This window comes from Pseudomonas sp. P129 (assembly GCF_020312195.1).
Lineage (GTDB): Bacteria > Pseudomonadota > Gammaproteobacteria > Pseudomonadales > Pseudomonadaceae > Aquipseudomonas > Aquipseudomonas fragariae.
This window is the reverse complement of sequence record NZ_JAGPYS010000007.1, coordinates 235629-252822: the sequence shown is the minus strand read 5'-3', so window position 1 is coordinate 252822 and position 17194 is coordinate 235629. Positions and strand designations below refer to the sequence as shown.

Genomic DNA, 17194 nt, shown 5'->3' with positions numbered 1-17194 from the left:
GAACGGCTCTCCTGGATCAAAATGGCGCGGTGCCTTGAATGGTCGTGCGATGCAGTTTGCGGCGCAGATGCGCCGGGCAGCCGGCAGCCAGATGGATCAGGGAGCGGTTGTCCCAGAACACCATGTCGTTGGCCTGCCACTGGTGCCGATAGATGTGCTCGGGCTTCACGCTGTGGGCGTAAATCTCGTTGAGAATCTGACGGCTCTCGTCTTCCGGCAGACCGAGGATGCGTGTAGTAAAACCCTCGCTGACGAACAGCGCCTTGCGCCCGTTTTCAGGGTGAGTGCGAACGATCGGATGGCTGACTTCAACTACCTGCGCCAGTTGCTCGGCGGTCAGGGTCGGACGCCAGTTGGCGGCGTTATGGCCCTCGGCGTAGCGTGCGGTGTAACTGTGCACCGCTGAACGCCCCTCGACGGCATCGCGCAGGTGTTGCGGCAACGTTTCCCATGCCAGGTGCATGTCTGCAAACAGCGTATCGCCGCCTTCACTCGGCAACTCCTGGGCGTAAAGCATCGAGCCCAGGCTCGGCAACTCTTTGTATGACAGGTCCGAATGCCAGTATTTACCGGCATCGCCCAGGCCCACAGGCTTATCGTTCTCGACAATGTTGGAGACGATCAGGATTTCCGGGTGGTTGGCCAACAGAAACTGCTTGAGCACATGGATCTGCAGCACCCCGAAGCGCCGGCTGAAATCGATCTGCTGTTGCGGCGTGATCTGCTGATCGCGAAACACCACCACATGATGGTCCAGATGTGCCTGATGCACACGAGCGAAGTCGGCATCGTTCAACGGCCTGGACAGATCCAGCCCAACAATTTCCGCGCCCACCTTTTCAGTGAATGGACGCACTTCGAACGCTTGCGAAGCAGGTTGAGCGGACGATGAAGCGAGGGAGGCTGCTGGCATGAGAACTCCGACTCCAGGACTGTGTGACTGAAAGAAGAAACTCTATAGATATAAGAAAGAGAATTTAAATACCGTTAAAGAATATCGATAGTGCTGAAGTTTTCACTGCCTCGCTGTGTAACGTCAGCCAGCATAAATGTGTCACAGCAGATACATCCAAGTGTAAGACCGCCTTGCTAGGGTCGGCGCCTTATTCGACCTGAGTGAAGCGCCCGCTATGCGATCCAATAAACCGGTTGCCCATGTAATGGTGTCGTCATTGATACTGTCGCTGCTTGCCGTCTCGGTTCAGGCAGCGAGCCGTGCCAATGACAATCGTATAAACGGTGTGGACCTGCTCTCCGGGTTCAACACCCTGTGGACAACCGGTGCAACCTGGGACACCGGCACGCCCACCGCCCTGGGTCAGAGCCTGCTTCGGCGCAACCTGCAGATCGTGGTCGACCGCGCCAACTCGCGCACGCTGGCGCAGGAAACCGCTGCCTACTTCGATGACCGCCGCGACCAGAGCTACAGCGCCATCAGCGGCCTGGGCTCACTGAGCGATGCCTACAAAGCCGGCGCGGGCGCGTTCACGACGATTACGCAATTCGACGACAGCAACAAAACCGTCAGGTACGACGACAAGGGCAATGGTGCAGGCAGTTCGTCTTCGGCGCTGGGCAAGGTGGTCGATCTGGTCGGCGCGGTGCGCAACGATGCCTCCACGACTCCGGCCAAGTCCCACTATCTGTACCCACGACCATGGCGGCAGAGCCTCGACGGACAGAGCCTCGCATTCGTCGTCGCGCCCTCCCTGCGCCCGGCCGAAAGCACCACGCCGGCCAGTGACTCGGGCTTCCCCAGCGGTCACACCAACGCCGCTTACCTGTCAGCCTACGCCTTGGCCTACGCGATCCCCGAGCGGTTCAGCGAGTTGATGCTGCGTGCTTCGGAGATCGGCGACAACCGCATCGAAGCGGGCATGCACTCGCCCTTCGACGTGATGGGCGGGCGAATCACCGCGACCTATTTCGCCATCGACAACCTGTCCAACCCGGCCAACGCCCAACTGCGCGCCGATGCTCGCGCACAGGCGCTGGCGTATTTCACTGCTCAGTGCGGCGGCAACGTCAACAATTGCATGACGGCCATCGACCCGGCCACCGACCGCACGTCCCAGCACGCGCAGGACAAGGCGCTGTACACCGCGCGCATGACCTACGGCTTCGACCCGGTCGGCCCGACCAACCTGGCCCCGGTCGTGCCGACCAACGCGGAAGTGCTGCTGGAAACACGCTTCCCGTACCTCGACGCCAGCCAGCGTCGCGAGATTCTGGCGACCACTGAACTGTCATCGGGCTATGCAGTGATCGATCAGTCAGGTGGCTACGGTCGCCTGAACCTGTATGCCGCAGGCGATGGCTACGGCGCGTTCAATTCCAACGTCACCGTCAACATGAACGCCAGCCTGGGCGGCTATAACGCCATCGACGCCTGGCGCAACGACATCAGCGGCAGCGGTGCGCTGATCAAGAACGGTACGGGCAACCTGATCCTGACCGGCAACAACACCTACTCGGGCGGCACGCTGATCAACGGCGGCACCCTGACCGGTCATGCCCAGGCCTTCGGCAGCGGCACGATCACCGACAACGCAACGCTGGTGGTCGATCAGTCCACCAACGACACCCTCGCCAACACCCTGACCGGCAACGGTGCGCTGATCAAACGCGGTGTCGGCTCACTGAACCTGACCGGCAACAGCAGCCTGTCCGGCGCGACGACCGTGCAGGCCGGTCGCCTGGCAGTGAATGGTAGCCTCGGCAACTCCATCGTCAGCGTGCAGCAAGGCGCAACGCTGGGTGGCAACGGCACCGTGGGCGGCATCAACGTCGCTCAGGGCGGCGTGGTCGCGCCGGGTAATTCGGTCGGGCAACTGAACGTCAACGGTGACGTCAACCTGGCTCAGGGTTCGGTCTATCAGGTCGAGTCGGACGCCAGTGGCAAAGCCGACCGCATCGTCGCCAGCGGTCGCGCGACGATCAATAACAGCACGCTGTCGCTGGTCGAAGGCGGTAACTGGCTGGCCGCCAGCCGTTACTCGATCCTCTCCGCAGCCGGTGGCGTCAGCGGTGCATTTGCCGCCGTGCAAACCAACTTCGCGTTCCTTACCCCGACGCTGAACTACACCGCCACCGATGTCGGGCTGACGCTGGATCGCAACGCACAAACCTTCGCCAGCCTGGCGACCACGCGCAACGCCAAGGCGGTCGCACAGGGTCTGGACAGCGCGGGCGCAGGCAACGCGCTGTGGCGTCAGGTGGTACAGGACGACGCCTCGACGGCGCAGGCCACGTTCAGCGCGCTGTCCAACGAACTGCATGCATCGACCCAATCTGCATTGATCGAAGACAGCCGACTCGTGCGCAATGCCATGAATGCTCGCATGCAACAAGCGCAATCCACACAGGCATTCGGCAGCACCACGCAAACCCTGGCCGGTGATGCCTCGCGCGGTGTGGTGTGGACCCAGGCCATCGGCGCGACCGGTCAGACCGACAGCAGCCGTGACGCCTCGGGCCTCGAAACCCGTACCAGCGGCCTGCTGTTCGGCGCCGACGTACCGCTCGACGACACCTGGCGTGTGGGTGCATTGGCCGGCTTCAGCAACAGCAGCTTCGACCTGCGCCACGCGTCCGGCTCGACCGACAGCGACAACTACCACCTGGGTGTCTACGGCGGCGCGAAATGGGGCCAACTGGGCCTGCGCCTCGGCGCGGTGCGCACCTGGCATGAGCTGACCGCCAAGCGCACGCTGGACCTGCCGGGCTCGTCCGAACACTTCAAGGAAGACTACAAGGCAGCGACCAATCAGGTCTTCGGCGAACTGGGCTACACCCTGGAAATGGGCAACGCACAGCTCGAACCCTTCGCCAACCTAGCGCATGTGCGCCTGGACACCGACGCCTTCGACGAGAACAGCAACGCCATCAGCCTGCAGAACAAGTCCCAGGACAACCACATCACCTTCAGCACCCTGGGCCTGCGTGCAGCGACCCGCCTGAGCGCTGGCAGCGTCGTGATCAAACCCAACGCCACACTGGGCTGGCGTCGCGCCTACGGTGACGTCACCCCGGAAAGCCGCTCGGCCTTCAGCGGCGGCAGCACCTTCGAACTCTCCGGCGCCCCCATCGCCCGCAGCGCAGCCGTGCTCGGCGCAGGTGTCGACCTGGGGTTGAGCGACACCTTGAGCGTGGGCCTGAGCTACGACGGTCAGGTGAGCAACGACGCATCGGATCAGTCGCTGAATGCCCGGGTGACATTGGCGTTTTAAGGCTGAAGCGGCGGCTGCTCTCTGTAGGGACGGAGAGCAGCCTGCAGGATTTCTAGACTCGGCATGTAGGACCCATCAGAAAATCCCGGGCTACTTTGACTTCATTATCGGCCTTCTCTATGGTGCAACTACCAACCGGGGCAGTCAGGGAGACACCCAATGCAGCTATCGAGCATTGTGCCGTCGTGGCTCGATATAGAACGACGCATCAGCCGAAGCATGGGCTACCAGCCTGGAGCCAGCTTCCAGCGCAGACTCAACAATGAGCCGGTTTCAACACTACAGCTCAACCTCCGACGCGTCGGTAACATCAGAAGCGCGTTCAACCGCGCCGAACTGGAAGCGGCCCGCCGGCTTGGGCGGCGTTTCCTGGATATCGACATCGCCAGCATCATCAACGACCTGATAGACGTGGTCACCCAAATGGCCATGATCGTCGCGGGCAGCACGCTCACAGGGGGCGCGATAGGTGCGGGAGTCGGCAGCTTTTTCTTTGGTGCAGGCGCGGTGCCCATGGGCATGGCGGGTGCCGCAATCGGCCTGGAGCTCAGCACCTGGATCCTGGGCATTCTCGGCCTGGCGTCCATTGCCGAATTCTTCGTCGACGGCCTCCCGCGGCTTGTCGACCACTACGTACGTGGCATCACAGTCGCTTGGGAAGGCACCCGTGGCGAGCCTGGCCTCAACCCCTTCGGCGGCGACGATCCGCAGGTTGTAGACCGCGCCGCATATCACATCGCCCAAGGCCACGAAGAAGTGGTGGTACTGCTACTAGGCGCCATCGTCGCCTACCTGACGCGCGGCCGAGGCAACGCAAGCGTACTTGCCAATGAAATGCAAGCCAGCAAAAAAGGTGCGAAGCTCGGCCAATGGATGCTCCAGCACGAAGACGCCCTGACAAGACACCCCGACCTGCAACATGCCGGCCCTCGTAAAAGTGCACTGGACAAACAGGAACCGCCACCGCCGCCTCCGCCGCCCAATCGACGTGCGGACGAGCCCGAGCCGAAAAGAGCGTCGGGCATGCCTGAGCACAAGGTGCCATGCTTTAACGTGAGCGATAAGCACCTCGACCGGATCCCTGAGTTTGATCGTCAACTGGCGGGCCAAGAGAAGGGGTTGAATGATTTGACGGTGGAAGAGTATTTGAAGGGGCGGGAGGCGTTTAAGAACGGGGAAGCCTTGAGGGATCCGATAGTAGCAGCGGATGCGCGTAAATTACTCAGTCGCAAAATGGAGTTGAGCATTGTGCGCGAGCTAAGATTAGGCGGTATGAGCCCAGAGATCGCTGACGCAACCGCAAAAAAAGAAGTAGCAGAAAAAATGAAGACACTGTCCGCTTTGCATAATCCAGACATGATCGCAGGAGGAAAGGACATCATCAACGATCTCGGCGATCGACGTATTAACTCAAGTATAGGGCCGCAGTGGCCAAGTCGCATCAGGGGGCTGGATAACGCAGCCAACTTAATCCCTGAAGCGTCGCGCAGCACGACAAAAATCAACGCCAAACTCAAAAGATGCAAATAGGAGGCAAGTGATGGACGAAGATTATGCTTTTTTCCTAAAGAAATTTGGCTCAGCAATTGAGCACCAAGTGGTTCCAAACTCGAGCATTGAACGATATAAGAACAAACTACCTGAGCAGCTATTAAAGTATTGGGAAGATTTTGGCTGGTGTGGATACGCCGAAGGCTTATTTTGGACTGTGAATCCGCAGGATTACGAGAGCCTACTCAACACTTGGCTTGCAGGTACAGAAGCTTTCAAAGGTGATAACTATTATGTAATCGCTCGCAGCGCGTTTGGAGAGCTGTATCTTTGGGGAGAAAAAAGCGCAGACAGCTTATCCATAACTAGCTATATGTCACGATACTCTACCAACAGCTCAATATTTGCTGGCGAAAATCTGGACTTTGGAATTAAAGTATTTTTCTCATCAATGCAGCTTGAGTATAATGACTTCAACAGCCTTTTCAAGCCCGCGCTAAAAAGTCTTGGCCCGCTCGAAGCGGACGAAATGTATGGATTCGTACCCGCATTGGCGCTCGGCGGACCAGTGGAATTAAAAAATCTGCAAAAAGTAAAAACCATCGAACACTTAACACTCCTATCCCAGCTCTCTCCACTTCAGGATTGGGGCTTTCCTGATGTCTAAATTCGGGAACCAGAAATTGGCTTTCTTTGTAATAATGCTAGCTCGGACTGCATGATGGACGAGCACTATGCTTTTTTTCTCCAAAAGTTCGGCCAGGCGATGGAACGCCGTGAAGTACCCGCATCAAGCATTGCCAAGTATAAACACAGACTCCCTGATCAGCTACTTGATTACTGGGCTGATCACGGCTGGAGCGGGTATGCGGAGGGACTTTTCTGGACGGTAAACCCTCAAGATTATGAATCCATACTTAGTAATTGGACCCCCAACACAGAACTTGATCCGACTGAAGAATACCACGTCATTGCACGCGGAGCTTTTGGCGTACTTTATGTATGGGGTAAAAAGGGAGGGCACTGCCTTAACATTTCCAGCTACGCTGGACGCTACCATGCTTTTGCCAACCAATTTACTGGAGAAAAATTAGAATTGGGCGCAAAAGTGTTTTTCTCCTCATTAAATCCTATCTACAATGACCTATCCGATCTATTTAAACCGGCTCTAGAAAAACTTGGCCCACTCAAAAGTGACGAGATGTACGGCTTCGTCCCAGCCCTGGCACTCGGCGGTCCGATGGAACTTAAAAATCTACAAAAAGTAAAAACCATCGAGCATCTAACTTTTCTGTCTCAGCTCTCCCCACTTCAGGATTGGGGATTTCCCGATCTTTGAATACAGCAATGAAATCAATTCTTCACGGCGCTCTTGGCATTGCATCGTGGACAAGCACAATGCCTTTCCTCAAAAGTCCTGACTTCATCCAGATTCAGCGAAACGGATTCAGCTCCCTTTTCATTTCCCGGCCTCCCGATCAGCCTCAACAATCGGGGTCGGGAAAGGGCTGCGTGCCTTTGCAAACCACCACAGGGCACCCGCTCCGATAACGCTCGTCAGCACGGCCAGCATCAGGATGACCTGGCGAATGCCCAGGGGCGCTGCGAGCAGCGCCACCAGCAAACCCGCCAGAGGCTGCGACAGGTTGTTGAGCAACGTGATCACGCCCACCGTCTTGCCGAAGTCCTGAGGCGGTATCACCCGCTGCCGGAGGGTGCGCATGTAGACGTTGAACATCTTGTCGAAACCGACGATCAACAGGAACCCCAACGCATAGCCAATCAGGTTCGGGCTCAGGGCGCTGATGAATGCCCCGGTCGCGATCATCGAAAAGCCGACGCCACCCAGCACGCGCATAGGCAGAGCCACGCGGGCCAGGAAGAACAGGATAACGATGGTCGTCACCGCGCCCGCCGCCTGCAGCCCGGCATAGCTGTCTTTGCCGGCGCTGTACTCACCGATCACCATGGCTGCCGAGGTCGCCAGCGTGACACCGACGATCAGGTTGACGCCTACCGCCAGCGTGATGATCTTTTTCAATTCCGCGAGGCTGCGGATGTGCCCGAAGGCAATCCGCAATGGCTGCAGCCAGATGTCCTGATGCTGCTCGAACACCTCAAGCGTGATACGGCTGAGACGTTGCCACGCGAGCATGCTCAGGTCTGCCAGCAGAAAAAGGCCGGCGGTCAACAGCACCACCCAGTGCCAGGCCCACACTTCAAGCATCAGTGCCGCGACCAAGGGCCCGAGAACCAGCCCTGACTGGTCGGCGATCTGGGAATAGGACAGCGTTCTGGTGTAGCTGTAGTGCTGAAAGATATACGGCATGAGCACTTCGCGCGCCATGATGCCTTGCGTGGTCAGCACCCCGCACAGTGCCGATAACACCACCAGCCATCCGATACCGCCAAAGATGGCGTAGAGCACCATCGCCAGCACGCACAGCGATGCCCGGTAGATCTGGCTGATATGCAGAATTTTGACTGGCGGGTATTTGTCGCAGAGGGCACCGCACAACGGAAACGCGAGAAACCTCGGCAGCGATTCGACGAAAAACGCCAGCCCGGCCCATGAAGCGCTGTTGGTGGTCTGGAATACCACCAGCGGCACGATAAACAACAGGATCTGGTCCGCCAGTCTCGATAGAAAAAGCGAGATAAAAAAAGCGAGGTAATCCTTACGCATGGAGAACTCCTGTCAGTAAGCGGTGTGGCATAGCGGCCAGAAGAAACATTAGTAGGCGGATCCCGTACCGTCATTGAGGTTATGTCGCTCGTCCCCACGCAAAGGCGGATTGAAGACGCTGACCAGTATCAGGTCCTGCTCCTTGCCTCCGCGCAGAAAGTGCCGATCGTGCTGGTCAAGCACATACACATCCCCAGGCCGGATCGGAAATACGTTGCCTTGCATGTCCTCGACTTCGCCTTCACCTCCAATGCAATAGTACGCCTCAAGGTGATTGCGGTAATGCAAGAGCGACTCTGTGCCCGCGCGGACAATGGTGTGGCACAGCGTAAAGCCCATAGCATCACGTTCAGTGAGCAGACGGTGACTGGTTCCGGCGCCCCATTCGACGAAATAAGGGGTGTTCTCGACATCGGTTTTGTTGCGAACAAACATGTGAAACCTCTCTGAGGTGGCCGACGGGAAAAAACTCAATTCTTTTGAGCGTTGTCAGTGGCAGGCCGCAGAATCGCGTCGCCACAGGCCTGCATCGTTTCGTTCCAGGTCACGTCTCGGTGCGCGGCCATCGCCTGGATATCACGCCAGTGACGCTGAAGCGGGTTACTGGCAACCAAGGAAGACGCACCGAGCCTTTCCACTAACCGGTGCACGGCCTGTACGCATTGTTGCGCCAGATAGGCGCGGTCGCGCTTGAGCTGCAACAATTGCGCTGCGTCCAGAACCCGGTCACTGAGTCCCGCCTCGTGCAGCCGGGAGATCAACGAGTCATACAACAGCTCGACGCTGTAGAGCTGTGCGGCCGAGTGGGCAGCCTGTTCGGCGATCCGGGGATCACTTACCGCCGATGAACTGTTGAAGGCCGCTACAAACGCGGCAAGAGCACCCTCTGCACAGCCCAGTAGCGGGCCAATGATCGAGGTGGTCAGATAGGGCACGAGGGGCAACCTGTCGATGTAGTCGCACGCCAATGCAAGCGGGTCCTGCGCAAACACTTCATGCAGCGCGAAGACGCGGTCATGCGGCACCAACAACCGCCGGAGCAGCACGTCGTGAGAACCGGTTGCCGCCATACCGCAGCTGTCCCAATTGTGAAGCCTCTCCACTTCGTTGGCGGCGACCAGCACCAGAAAGCGCGGGGTGCAAGCGGCTTCAGGGTGGTCAGCGCAGGGGGCGTTGAGCATTAACCAGGTAGCATCCTCAATGCCCGAACTGAAGCGCCAGCGCCCGTCAACCCGAACACCTTCTGGTTCAAAGGACAGCAGGCTATCGGTACTGGTAGATGCTGAAGCGAACAACTGTCGTGGGCCATGGCTGTAAAGCTGGTCTACACAGGCGGGGGGCAGTCGCCGGGCGATTGAGCCGTGACCACCCACCAACGCCAGCATCCAGCCTGTGGAGGCACACGCCCGAGCCGCAATCCGTGCGCTTTCTACCAGAGTGGGCCAGTGACCCGTACGTGTGACAGGCGCGCGTGGCGACACCAGATCCAGCCAGCCTTCGGTAAACAGTTCGTCGAATGTGCTACTGCTCAGCCGGCGATTTGTTTCGGCCACAGCAGCCCGCTCTCGCCACAAAGGCAGATACGCGACCGCCCGCTGACACATCAAGGACACTACGTTGCGCTGGAACGCTTGCTCGGCAGGCTCAAGCATCGCCAAACTCCACAACACCTTTTTGCGAAGGAGCTATGGCGCCAAGACGCGAACGTTCAAAGCAAAAATCCGCTGGCTGGACTGTCGGGCCCAGTAGATCCAGAAACTGTTCTAACTGTTGCGGGTCGTCCGAGGCAACGAACTCACAGAAGTTGCTGCTGCTCCATAGCAGGTGCACACATTTGAAGCGAGCGCAAAGAGCGCTCACCAGCGCTTCCAGCGTGACTTGACCGTTTTGCATGTATTCGAGCATCTGCTGGCGCTTCCAGCGTATCTCTTCTTCACTGAAGTAGCGGGTCTTGAACTGCTCATCCTTGATCCGCTCCCGCAAAAGGTATTCTTCCGAATCGGGGTGATCGAGCTTCTCCAGAAAAAATACCAGGCCGCCCGGCTTCAGAAATTGCTTGATGTGGGAAATCTGGCCAATGCGGTCACGGGTATAGAACTGGAATGCGGCCATCTCATAGATGAAGTCGAATCCCCCCCTGAAGCGATCGTATTCGGGGGTCGCCAACAGAGCGCCTGTTACCTTGAACACCGACTGCGCAAAGAACAACGACAACGCCGGGTCGGCATGCCGATTGAAGGTAATCTGATTGGCCGCGTTCGGAGAGGACGTAAAGCTTTGAATCAAGCCATGCGAATGACCCGCGAGTGCGCGGCCGTTACTTCCGTCAAAGGCGTCCACTTCAAACAGGCTGAAGGTTTGGCCTGTTTCCCTGCTATTTAGCTGAGCAAAACGGGCCAGCGCAACGCCGACTCTGGCCAGTTCCTCAAGGATGTAGGGCACGCTGGCCAGAAAGTGGGAAAATAATGGCCCGGCACCCGAGATGAGTCGATCGTGGTAATCAAGGACCTGCGGGTCCTGGATCTCGCACCGTAGATGACTGTCCAGGGACTGCAAGGGCACTTGAGTGGCACCTGTTGCCAGACTGTGGAAGTGTCCTGCAAGTTTCAGCATCGCACTCTGTTGCAGGTCACGGTCGAGGGGCGTGTCGACATTTGGCTGGAGTAACGTCTTCATGGCATAGCTCCTTCTATCAGATCAGTCCTTTGGCGGAAAACTTGCCCGAATCGGTTTTTGGCAGAGCCTCAAGAAACACGCACTGAGTCGGGACCATGTGCCAATCCAGATGCGCCTTGCAATAGTCGATCAGCGTTTGTCCGCTGGTCTGACGGTGGTCGCTATCAAGCACGATGCACGCCTTGGGCACATGCCCGGCCGACTCGTCAGCGACCGGCACCACCAGCACCTCGGCAACCGCCGGGTGCGAAGCCAGACACTGCTCGATCTCCCGTGGGTTCACGTTCCAGATATTGCGCGCAAATACGTCGTCCTTGCGGGCAACATAGTAGAGATAGCCCTCTGCGTCCTGCTTGAACAGATCGCCCGTGCGGTACAGCCGCGAGTGACCGAAAGCATTGTGAACAAAGGCTCTGGCGTTCGCTTCAGGCATGTCCCAGTACTCAAGCATCAGGTAGTCGCTTGTCACCAGCAACTCGCCAACCTGCCCAGGCTGGTCGATCACCCGGTCATGCTCGTCCAGCAAGTACAGACTGACACCGGGCAGAGGTTTGCCTACAGACGTTGGCCGGCGATCAATTTCCTCGGGGGGCAGGTAGCTCACGCGCTTGCATTCAGTGAGTCCGTAGTTGGAGAAAATCTGCACCTGAGGCAGCGCCTGGCGAATGCGCTGAATGTGACGGCTATGAAGGGCCTGTCCGCTGCTGGAGATATAACGCAAGCCAGGTACCCGTGCCTGCCACTCGGGTCCGGCATTGGCCAGCAGGCAAAATACCGGAGGAAAGACATGCATTGCGGTCACCGCCTCGCGTTCGACGACCGCGAGTACTTCTTCTGCGCTACCTGCAGGCCGGCTCTCAATGACACTGGTAGCCCCTGCGTACAACGGCATCATTACGTTATAGACGCCGTAGTCCGATGCCAGTGTTGAGTAGCTGAGGATTCGGTCATCGGCTTCGTTACCCAGGTAAGCAGTGACCCGACTGCTGGCCGCCAACATGATGCGGTGATTGACGAGTACGCCTTTCGGATTGAAGGTCGACCCCGAGGTATAAAATATCGATGTGGGGCGTTCAGGGTCATTGGTCAATAATGAGGCTACGGCGCTCACTTCATCGCGGTACCCCGAGACAGCCTCGGCAAGTTGAATAACCCCAGGTATTGCTGTTGGAATCGGGACAGTGAGCAAAACAAGCTCGAGACCGGCCTCATTGATCAAGTCAGGCAAATCATCAGTGCAGTCGGTGATCAGCACCCGGGCACCGGAATGCTTGAGTTGATGAATCAGCTTGGTACGGCTGAGGGTGTGATGAGTCGCAGCGGTGATCACTCCGGCTTGCAGCATACCCAGATAGCTTGCGATCAGGTCAATGGAGATCGGCGCGTAGAGACCTAAACGGTCGCCAGGGAGGATACCGAGCGTTGCAAGCAACGACGCGATGTCATCTACCCGCTGTTGCAATTCCCGATAAGAAGTCGCCTGCCCGTCTAGAATAATGGCCGGCTTGGTCGGATATCTACGGGCGTTATCTGCGATAACCTGATGAAACAACTGCATCGTTTAACTTCCTTTTAAGCGAAACATCCCTGGCATTACTTACGTTTTTTAGCACACACCGACACATAAGTACCTTGCCATGTATAAGGCTCTATTGGCAGGCTGACGGAGTCGGTAAGTGGCCAACTTTGATTATCAAAAAAGTGACTGAAATCAACAATATCGAAGCCACTAAGCCATCGATCAAAAAAGCCTTCGCTGTCCTGGATGGATAGCCCGGCTTCTTTATCCCAGATAAACGGCTCTCCCGTGGCTTGAAAGAAACGAGTCAAGTCGGACAACAAGTCCAGAACGATATACCCGCCGGGTTTCACTGCACCGATTATTTTCGGCATGACCTGTTGAAGCTCATCTTTAGTGAAAAAGTGGAGCACTTCAGAACACACCAGTACGTCGTAACCTTCAGGTGCGGGTGTGTAGTTCAGGATATTCGCTTGCTGAAAATTCATGTCCTTTAGCCATGGATTGAGCTGGCGGCTATGTACCGTGCTGTCAACCATGTCCACGCCGCTAAGGCTGTAGCCTTTAATCGCCAAAGCCGCGAGGTTGCGACCGTCTCCGCAGCCAAGCTCCAGCACGTCACCAGGACCATCAGGCAAGTTTGATAAAAACCGTTTTAACTCCTCCCTTAACTCGCCAAACAAAGTACCACTACTGCACGCACTGTACTCGCTGTCGTACCACTTTTTCAGAACGGAACTGTCCACTACTCTCATAGTAACTCCCTGCCTATTTTAGAGGTCAATGTACAACACATTGTTTCGCGCTACCGGCGCGACCTGTAAATACCAGCAATGAGATTATGGACTTTGAAGCGCTGTCGCGAATAGAAGATGGCGATCGAGACAATAGGGCATCATTTAAAATCCATTTTATTATGAGTCGTTTCGCATCCATTTTTAACAGCCTAATAAACGGATTGCAGCGGGCAAAATATTTACACCCAACCCCATTTCCTGTCAAGAAAAATCAAGGTATTGGATCCGGTATTTTGTCAACGACGAATGACAGGATTCATCCATATGAGGGTCTTAGTTCAAAAGTACGAATAGAATAGCGGGCTTGCTCACATCGCTCGATTCATGCACTGAACCTGCTGCACTCAGTGACGCGGGTACTTCAATCGGCTTACTATCGAAGACACTGATACGCCCTCTCCTGTGAACGCGCGGAGAAATATTCATGTACTCGTCGCCAGGATCCTCGACCGCTCTGGTCGCCTTGCTGATAGCTCTGCTCACAGGCTGTAGCGGAGCACCAGGCACTAGCGCGAAAACTGTCGGCGCTACCCAGCCAGGCGAAGGCGGTGTTCCCGCGTTTTACGCATGGACAGATAAAGTGCCGTCAACGCCCGGACGGATGCTGCGCGCCGAGCCACTGACGCCCATTCAGAGCCTTGATAATGCTGGCCAGAATGTCCGTATTTTGTATACCTCCACCGATGGGCTCAACAACCAGCCAGTCGTAGTCTCCGGCGCACTGTTTACTCCCAAGGGCACGCCGCCGAAGGGTGGATGGCCGTTGATGGCGTGGGCGCATGGCACGGTTGGTAGTGCGGATGTCTGCGCGCCTTCTTTTGCCGGGCGCAGTGGTCGCGACACGCGCTATCTGAATGAATGGCTCGGGCGCGGTTACGCGATTGTGGCCACTGACTATGAGGGGCTGGGGACGCCGGGGCTGCATCCGTTCGGGCTGAGCAGCCCGCTGGCTTACGGCGTTCTGGACAGCATTCGTGCAGTTCAGAGGGCGGATTTCAATCTGTCTTCGCGGGTTGTTGTGTTTGGTCAGTCGCAGGGCGGTCGTGCGGCGTTTGCGACGGCTGTCTACAAGAAGACTTACGCACCGGAGCTGAATATTGTCGGCGTGGTTGCGACCGGGACGCCGTATCCGATGGCTTCAGGGCATGCCGGGCATATCGGGCAAGGCACGTCACGCGATCAGGTCACGCCATCCTTGGCTTACAACCTGCTGCGGCTGAGCACTGCCGGGCTGATCAACCCGTCGTTCGTGCCCACTGATTATCTGAGCGACCGTGCAAAGCCTGCGTTTGGAGTCAGTCAGCGTGATTGCCTGCATGCCATTGAGCGTGAGGTTGTTGCAGATGGGCTGACGTTCAACAACAGTTTCAGGCGCTCGCCGGAGGCTGCGCTTGATCAGGTAAACCGCGAGTCGTCCTACCCGACGTTAACGTCGGACATCCCGATTTTTATAGGTACGGGCGGCAAGGATGTCGTTTCACCGGTCCGCAGCCAGATCGCGCTGGTCAAGGACGCGTGCAGGGCAGGCGACCGCATCGAATGGCATTACTACCCGCAACTGGATCACTCCGGCGCAGTGAATGGCTCACTGCCGGACTCGACACGTTTTGTCGAGAAAGCATTTTCGGGGGAGCTTATGACGGGGAATTGTGGGGAGACGAAGAGCGTCGCACGATAGTTGAGGTTATCGTTCCTCACGCTCCAGCGTCGGAACGCCTTTCGTGACGCTCTGCGTCACAGATCTGCGCTGCGTCGCACATTCACGATCGGACGCGGAGCGTTCAGAACGGCATGCGACGCGGAGCGTCGCATGATAGTTGGAGAAACGAGAGTCAGTGGGTCAGAACGCAGGCAGTACCGCGCCGTCGTACTTCTTGTTGATGAAGTCTTTCACTTCCTGGCTGGTCAGCGCTTTCGACAGTTTCTCGATGGCGTCGGTGTGGGCGTTGTCTTCGCGGGTCACGAGGAAGTTCACGTACGGCGAATCCGAACCCTCGATGATCAGCGCGTCTTTCTTCGGATTGAGCTTGGCTTCCAGCGCGTAGTTGGTATTGATCAGCGCGAGGTCAACCTGGCTCAAGGCGCGTGGCAGTACAGCCGACTCCAGTTCGCGGAACTTGAAATTCTTCGGGTTGCTGGCGATGTCTTTCGGCGTGGACAGTGCGTTTTTCGGATCCTTCAGGGTGATCAGGCCGTTCTTGTCCAGCAGGATCAGCGCACGCCCGGCGTTACTGCCTTCGTTCGGAATGGCAATGGTTGCGCCTTCAGGCAGATCTTTCACGCTCTTGTACTTTTTCGAGTAGCCGCCGAACGGTTCGACGTGTACGCCAACGCCGGTTACCAGGTTGGTGCCTTTACCCTTGTTGAAGCCATCCAGGTAAGGCTTGGTCTGGAAGTAGTTGGCATCCAGACGCTTCTCGCTCAACTGGACGTTGGGTTGTACGTAGTCAGTGAAGACCTTGATTTCCAGATCCACACCTTCCTTGGCCAGCGTCGGCTGGATCAGTTTGAGGATTTCCGCATGCGGTACGGGCGTTGCGCCGACGACCAGCTTTTCACCTGCGTGAGCCAGGCCAATGGAGAACACAGCCGCCAGAGCGGTCAGCAAAAACGTCTTTTTCATGCAATGTCCTTAACGAAATCCGAGAGCGTCATCCAGAAAATGACACCTTATTATTCAATGATTTGCCACAGCTATCCGAACCCTGCGACATCATGCTGACATTACCGGTGTTTTATATTCCGATAAAATACTTTTTAATCGAGTGCTTATGCTTTTTTGCACCAGAAGCTACTGTACCTCATCAAGACCGCGCCGGGACGCGCTCAAGCAGGTAGCCGCGCCAGCTCCGAGGTGACTGTTTCAAGCAATTGCCTGAGCGCGGAAAGCTGCCTGCCATCACTACCGTTGAGCAATAGCTGCGTCTGGCGCTCGATCAGCGTCAACGGATCGGCGATGTCCGGCAGATTGATATCCTGTGCGCGAATTTCATCACCGCTGCTGACCAGCAGGGCGAAGTGAATGACGTTCTCCAGTTCACGGGTATTGCCGGGCCAGCTGTGGGCCTCCAGCGTCCGCTGCGCCTCCTCGCTGATCAGTTGCACCGGCAGGTTCAGACGCTGGCTGTAGATCCCGACAAAATATTCGGCCAACGGCAGGATGTTGCCCGGCTGCTCGCGCAATGCAGGCAGATCGAGGCGGCCCTCGCTCAGGTAATGATAAAGACGCTCGTGGAATTTCCCGGCAGCCACGGCCTGCGCCAGATCGATACTGGTGGCGGCGACCAGACGCACATCGACCGGGCTCGGCTGCTGCGCGCCCACTCGCGTGACTTCGTGATTTTCAAGGGCCGCCAGCAGCTTGACCTGGATCGGCAACGGCAGGTCGCCGATCTCGTCCAGGTACAAGGTGCCGCCATTGGCCGAACCGAACCATCCCGCGCGGCTGCTGACCGTCCCACTGTGGGCTCCGGCGGCATAGCCGAACAATTCGGCATCGGCGTATGTAGGGCTGATGGCACCGCAGTTCACTGAAACGAACAAACCCGAGCGATCACTGCCGCGATGAATGTGCCGGGCCAGCAATTCCTTGCCGGTCCCGGACTCGCCACGGATCAGTACCGGAAGAGAACGGGGAGCCAGTTGCTCCATTTCTTCACGCAACCGGCGCGAGCGTGGATCGATGAACACCAGCGCCTTGGCGCGAATGCTCAGTGGGCTTTTTTCCGCATCGGGAAAGGTCAGCAGCGGCTGGCCGAAGTTTTCGTGAAGGCTCATGACACACTCCCGCCTGAGC

Annotated in this window: 14 protein-coding genes; 5 read left to right on the top strand and 9 right to left on the bottom strand. The window is 57.4% G+C overall.

The annotated features are described in order from the left end of the window. Positions 1 to 16: 16 nt before the first annotated feature. Positions 17 to 913 (bottom strand): TauD/TfdA dioxygenase family protein, encoded by an 897-nt coding sequence (locus KBY02_RS18120; RefSeq protein ID WP_032655453.1) that lies wholly within the window; start codon positions 911 to 913, stop codon positions 17 to 19. Positions 914 to 1130: 217 nt separating this feature from the next. On the opposite strand from KBY02_RS18120, the gene KBY02_RS18115 reads away from it, so the two are divergent. The 4 genes from KBY02_RS18115 to KBY02_RS18100 all read left to right on the top strand — a co-directional run bounded on the left by KBY02_RS18115 (position 1131) and on the right by KBY02_RS18100 (position 7059). After that, positions 1131 to 4229 (top strand): autotransporter domain-containing protein, encoded by a 3099-nt coding sequence (locus KBY02_RS18115; RefSeq protein ID WP_225650667.1) that lies wholly within the window; start codon positions 1131 to 1133, stop codon positions 4227 to 4229. Positions 4230 to 4388: 159 nt separating this feature from the next. Further along, positions 4389 to 5759, top strand: coding sequence for a DUF6861 domain-containing protein (locus KBY02_RS18110; RefSeq protein ID WP_032655448.1), 1371 nt, complete (start codon positions 4389 to 4391; stop codon positions 5757 to 5759). Between the two features lie 10 nt (positions 5760 to 5769). Further along, on the top strand, positions 5770 to 6387 hold the full coding sequence (locus KBY02_RS18105) for a GAD-like domain-containing protein (RefSeq protein ID WP_096135396.1): 618 nt from the start codon (positions 5770 to 5772) through the stop codon (positions 6385 to 6387). Between the two features lie 54 nt (positions 6388 to 6441). Continuing rightward, positions 6442 to 7059 carry a GAD-like domain-containing protein gene (locus KBY02_RS18100; RefSeq protein ID WP_225650675.1) on the top strand — a complete coding sequence of 206 codons (618 nt, stop codon included), beginning with the start codon at positions 6442 to 6444 and terminating at the stop codon, positions 7057 to 7059. A gap of 120 nt (positions 7060 to 7179) precedes the next feature. Here the strand turns inward: KBY02_RS18100 and KBY02_RS18095 are convergent, their stop codons facing one another. The 6 genes from KBY02_RS18095 to KBY02_RS18070 are packed head-to-tail and all read right to left on the bottom strand — an operon-like array spanning position 7180 to position 13356. Next, positions 7180 to 8406: an MFS transporter gene (locus tag KBY02_RS18095; protein ID WP_032655443.1), complete on the bottom strand. Its 1227-nt coding sequence runs from the start codon at positions 8404 to 8406 to the stop codon at positions 7180 to 7182. 48 nt (positions 8407 to 8454) lie between these two features. Next, entirely contained in the window at positions 8455 to 8841 is a 387-nt protein-coding gene (locus KBY02_RS18090; RefSeq protein WP_225650666.1) for an ectoine synthase, read from the bottom strand. A 35-nt stretch (positions 8842 to 8876) separates the two neighbouring features. Further along, positions 8877 to 10058, bottom strand: coding sequence for an acyl-CoA dehydrogenase family protein (locus tag KBY02_RS18085; protein WP_011266329.1), 1182 nt, complete (start codon positions 10056 to 10058; stop codon positions 8877 to 8879). Beyond that, positions 10051 to 11082, bottom strand: a complete 1032-nt coding sequence (locus KBY02_RS18080) for a class I SAM-dependent methyltransferase (protein ID WP_225650665.1) — start codon at positions 11080 to 11082, stop codon at positions 10051 to 10053. Before KBY02_RS18080 ends, KBY02_RS18085 begins: the two co-directional genes overlap by 8 nt. Positions 11083 to 11098: 16 nt before the next feature. Further along, the gene (locus KBY02_RS18075; protein ID WP_080377086.1) at positions 11099 to 12640 is read right to left on the bottom strand and encodes a class I adenylate-forming enzyme family protein; all 1542 of its coding nucleotides are present in this window, start codon (positions 12638 to 12640) and stop codon (positions 11099 to 11101) included. A gap of 35 nt (positions 12641 to 12675) precedes the next feature. Further along, positions 12676 to 13356, bottom strand: coding sequence for a class I SAM-dependent methyltransferase (locus tag KBY02_RS18070; protein WP_011266326.1), 681 nt, complete (start codon positions 13354 to 13356; stop codon positions 12676 to 12678). Between the two features lie 466 nt (positions 13357 to 13822). Between KBY02_RS18070 and KBY02_RS18065 the strand changes: the two genes are divergently transcribed. Beyond that, positions 13823 to 15076: a lipase family protein gene (locus tag KBY02_RS18065; protein WP_116894020.1), complete on the top strand. Its 1254-nt coding sequence runs from the start codon at positions 13823 to 13825 to the stop codon at positions 15074 to 15076. 162 nt (positions 15077 to 15238) lie between these two features. Here KBY02_RS18065 and KBY02_RS18060 read toward each other — a convergent pair whose 3' ends face one another. Both KBY02_RS18060 and KBY02_RS18055 read right to left on the bottom strand, forming a co-directional pair. Continuing rightward, entirely contained in the window at positions 15239 to 16021 is a 783-nt protein-coding gene (locus KBY02_RS18060) for a MetQ/NlpA family ABC transporter substrate-binding protein (protein ID WP_003403204.1), read from the bottom strand. Positions 16022 to 16224: 203 nt separating this feature from the next. Further along, positions 16225 to 17175 (bottom strand): sigma 54-interacting transcriptional regulator, encoded by a 951-nt coding sequence (locus KBY02_RS18055; protein ID WP_024639271.1) that lies wholly within the window; start codon positions 17173 to 17175, stop codon positions 16225 to 16227. Between the last annotated feature and the right edge of the window lie 19 nt (positions 17176 to 17194).

Coding starts and splice junctions, on each gene's coding strand:
- KBY02_RS18120 (WP_032655453.1), bottom strand. CDS start 913: ATGCCAGCAGCCTCCCTCGCTTCATCGTCCGCTCAACCTGCTTCGCAA.
- KBY02_RS18115 (WP_225650667.1), top strand. CDS start 1,131: ATGCGATCCAATAAACCGGTTGCCCATGTAATGGTGTCGTCATTGATA.
- KBY02_RS18110 (WP_032655448.1), top strand. CDS start 4,389: ATGCAGCTATCGAGCATTGTGCCGTCGTGGCTCGATATAGAACGACGC.
- KBY02_RS18105 (WP_096135396.1), top strand. CDS start 5,770: ATGGACGAAGATTATGCTTTTTTCCTAAAGAAATTTGGCTCAGCAATT.
- KBY02_RS18100 (WP_225650675.1), top strand. CDS start 6,442: ATGGACGAGCACTATGCTTTTTTTCTCCAAAAGTTCGGCCAGGCGATG.
- KBY02_RS18095 (WP_032655443.1), bottom strand. CDS start 8,406: ATGCGTAAGGATTACCTCGCTTTTTTTATCTCGCTTTTTCTATCGAGA.
- KBY02_RS18090 (WP_225650666.1), bottom strand. CDS start 8,841: ATGTTTGTTCGCAACAAAACCGATGTCGAGAACACCCCTTATTTCGTC.
- KBY02_RS18085 (WP_011266329.1), bottom strand. CDS start 10,058: ATGCTTGAGCCTGCCGAGCAAGCGTTCCAGCGCAACGTAGTGTCCTTG.
- KBY02_RS18080 (WP_225650665.1), bottom strand. CDS start 11,082: ATGAAGACGTTACTCCAGCCAAATGTCGACACGCCCCTCGACCGTGAC.
- KBY02_RS18075 (WP_080377086.1), bottom strand. CDS start 12,640: ATGCAGTTGTTTCATCAGGTTATCGCAGATAACGCCCGTAGATATCCG.
- KBY02_RS18070 (WP_011266326.1), bottom strand. CDS start 13,356: ATGAGAGTAGTGGACAGTTCCGTTCTGAAAAAGTGGTACGACAGCGAG.
- KBY02_RS18065 (WP_116894020.1), top strand. CDS start 13,823: ATGTACTCGTCGCCAGGATCCTCGACCGCTCTGGTCGCCTTGCTGATA.
- KBY02_RS18060 (WP_003403204.1), bottom strand. CDS start 16,021: ATGAAAAAGACGTTTTTGCTGACCGCTCTGGCGGCTGTGTTCTCCATT.
- KBY02_RS18055 (WP_024639271.1), bottom strand. CDS start 17,175: ATGAGCCTTCACGAAAACTTCGGCCAGCCGCTGCTGACCTTTCCCGAT.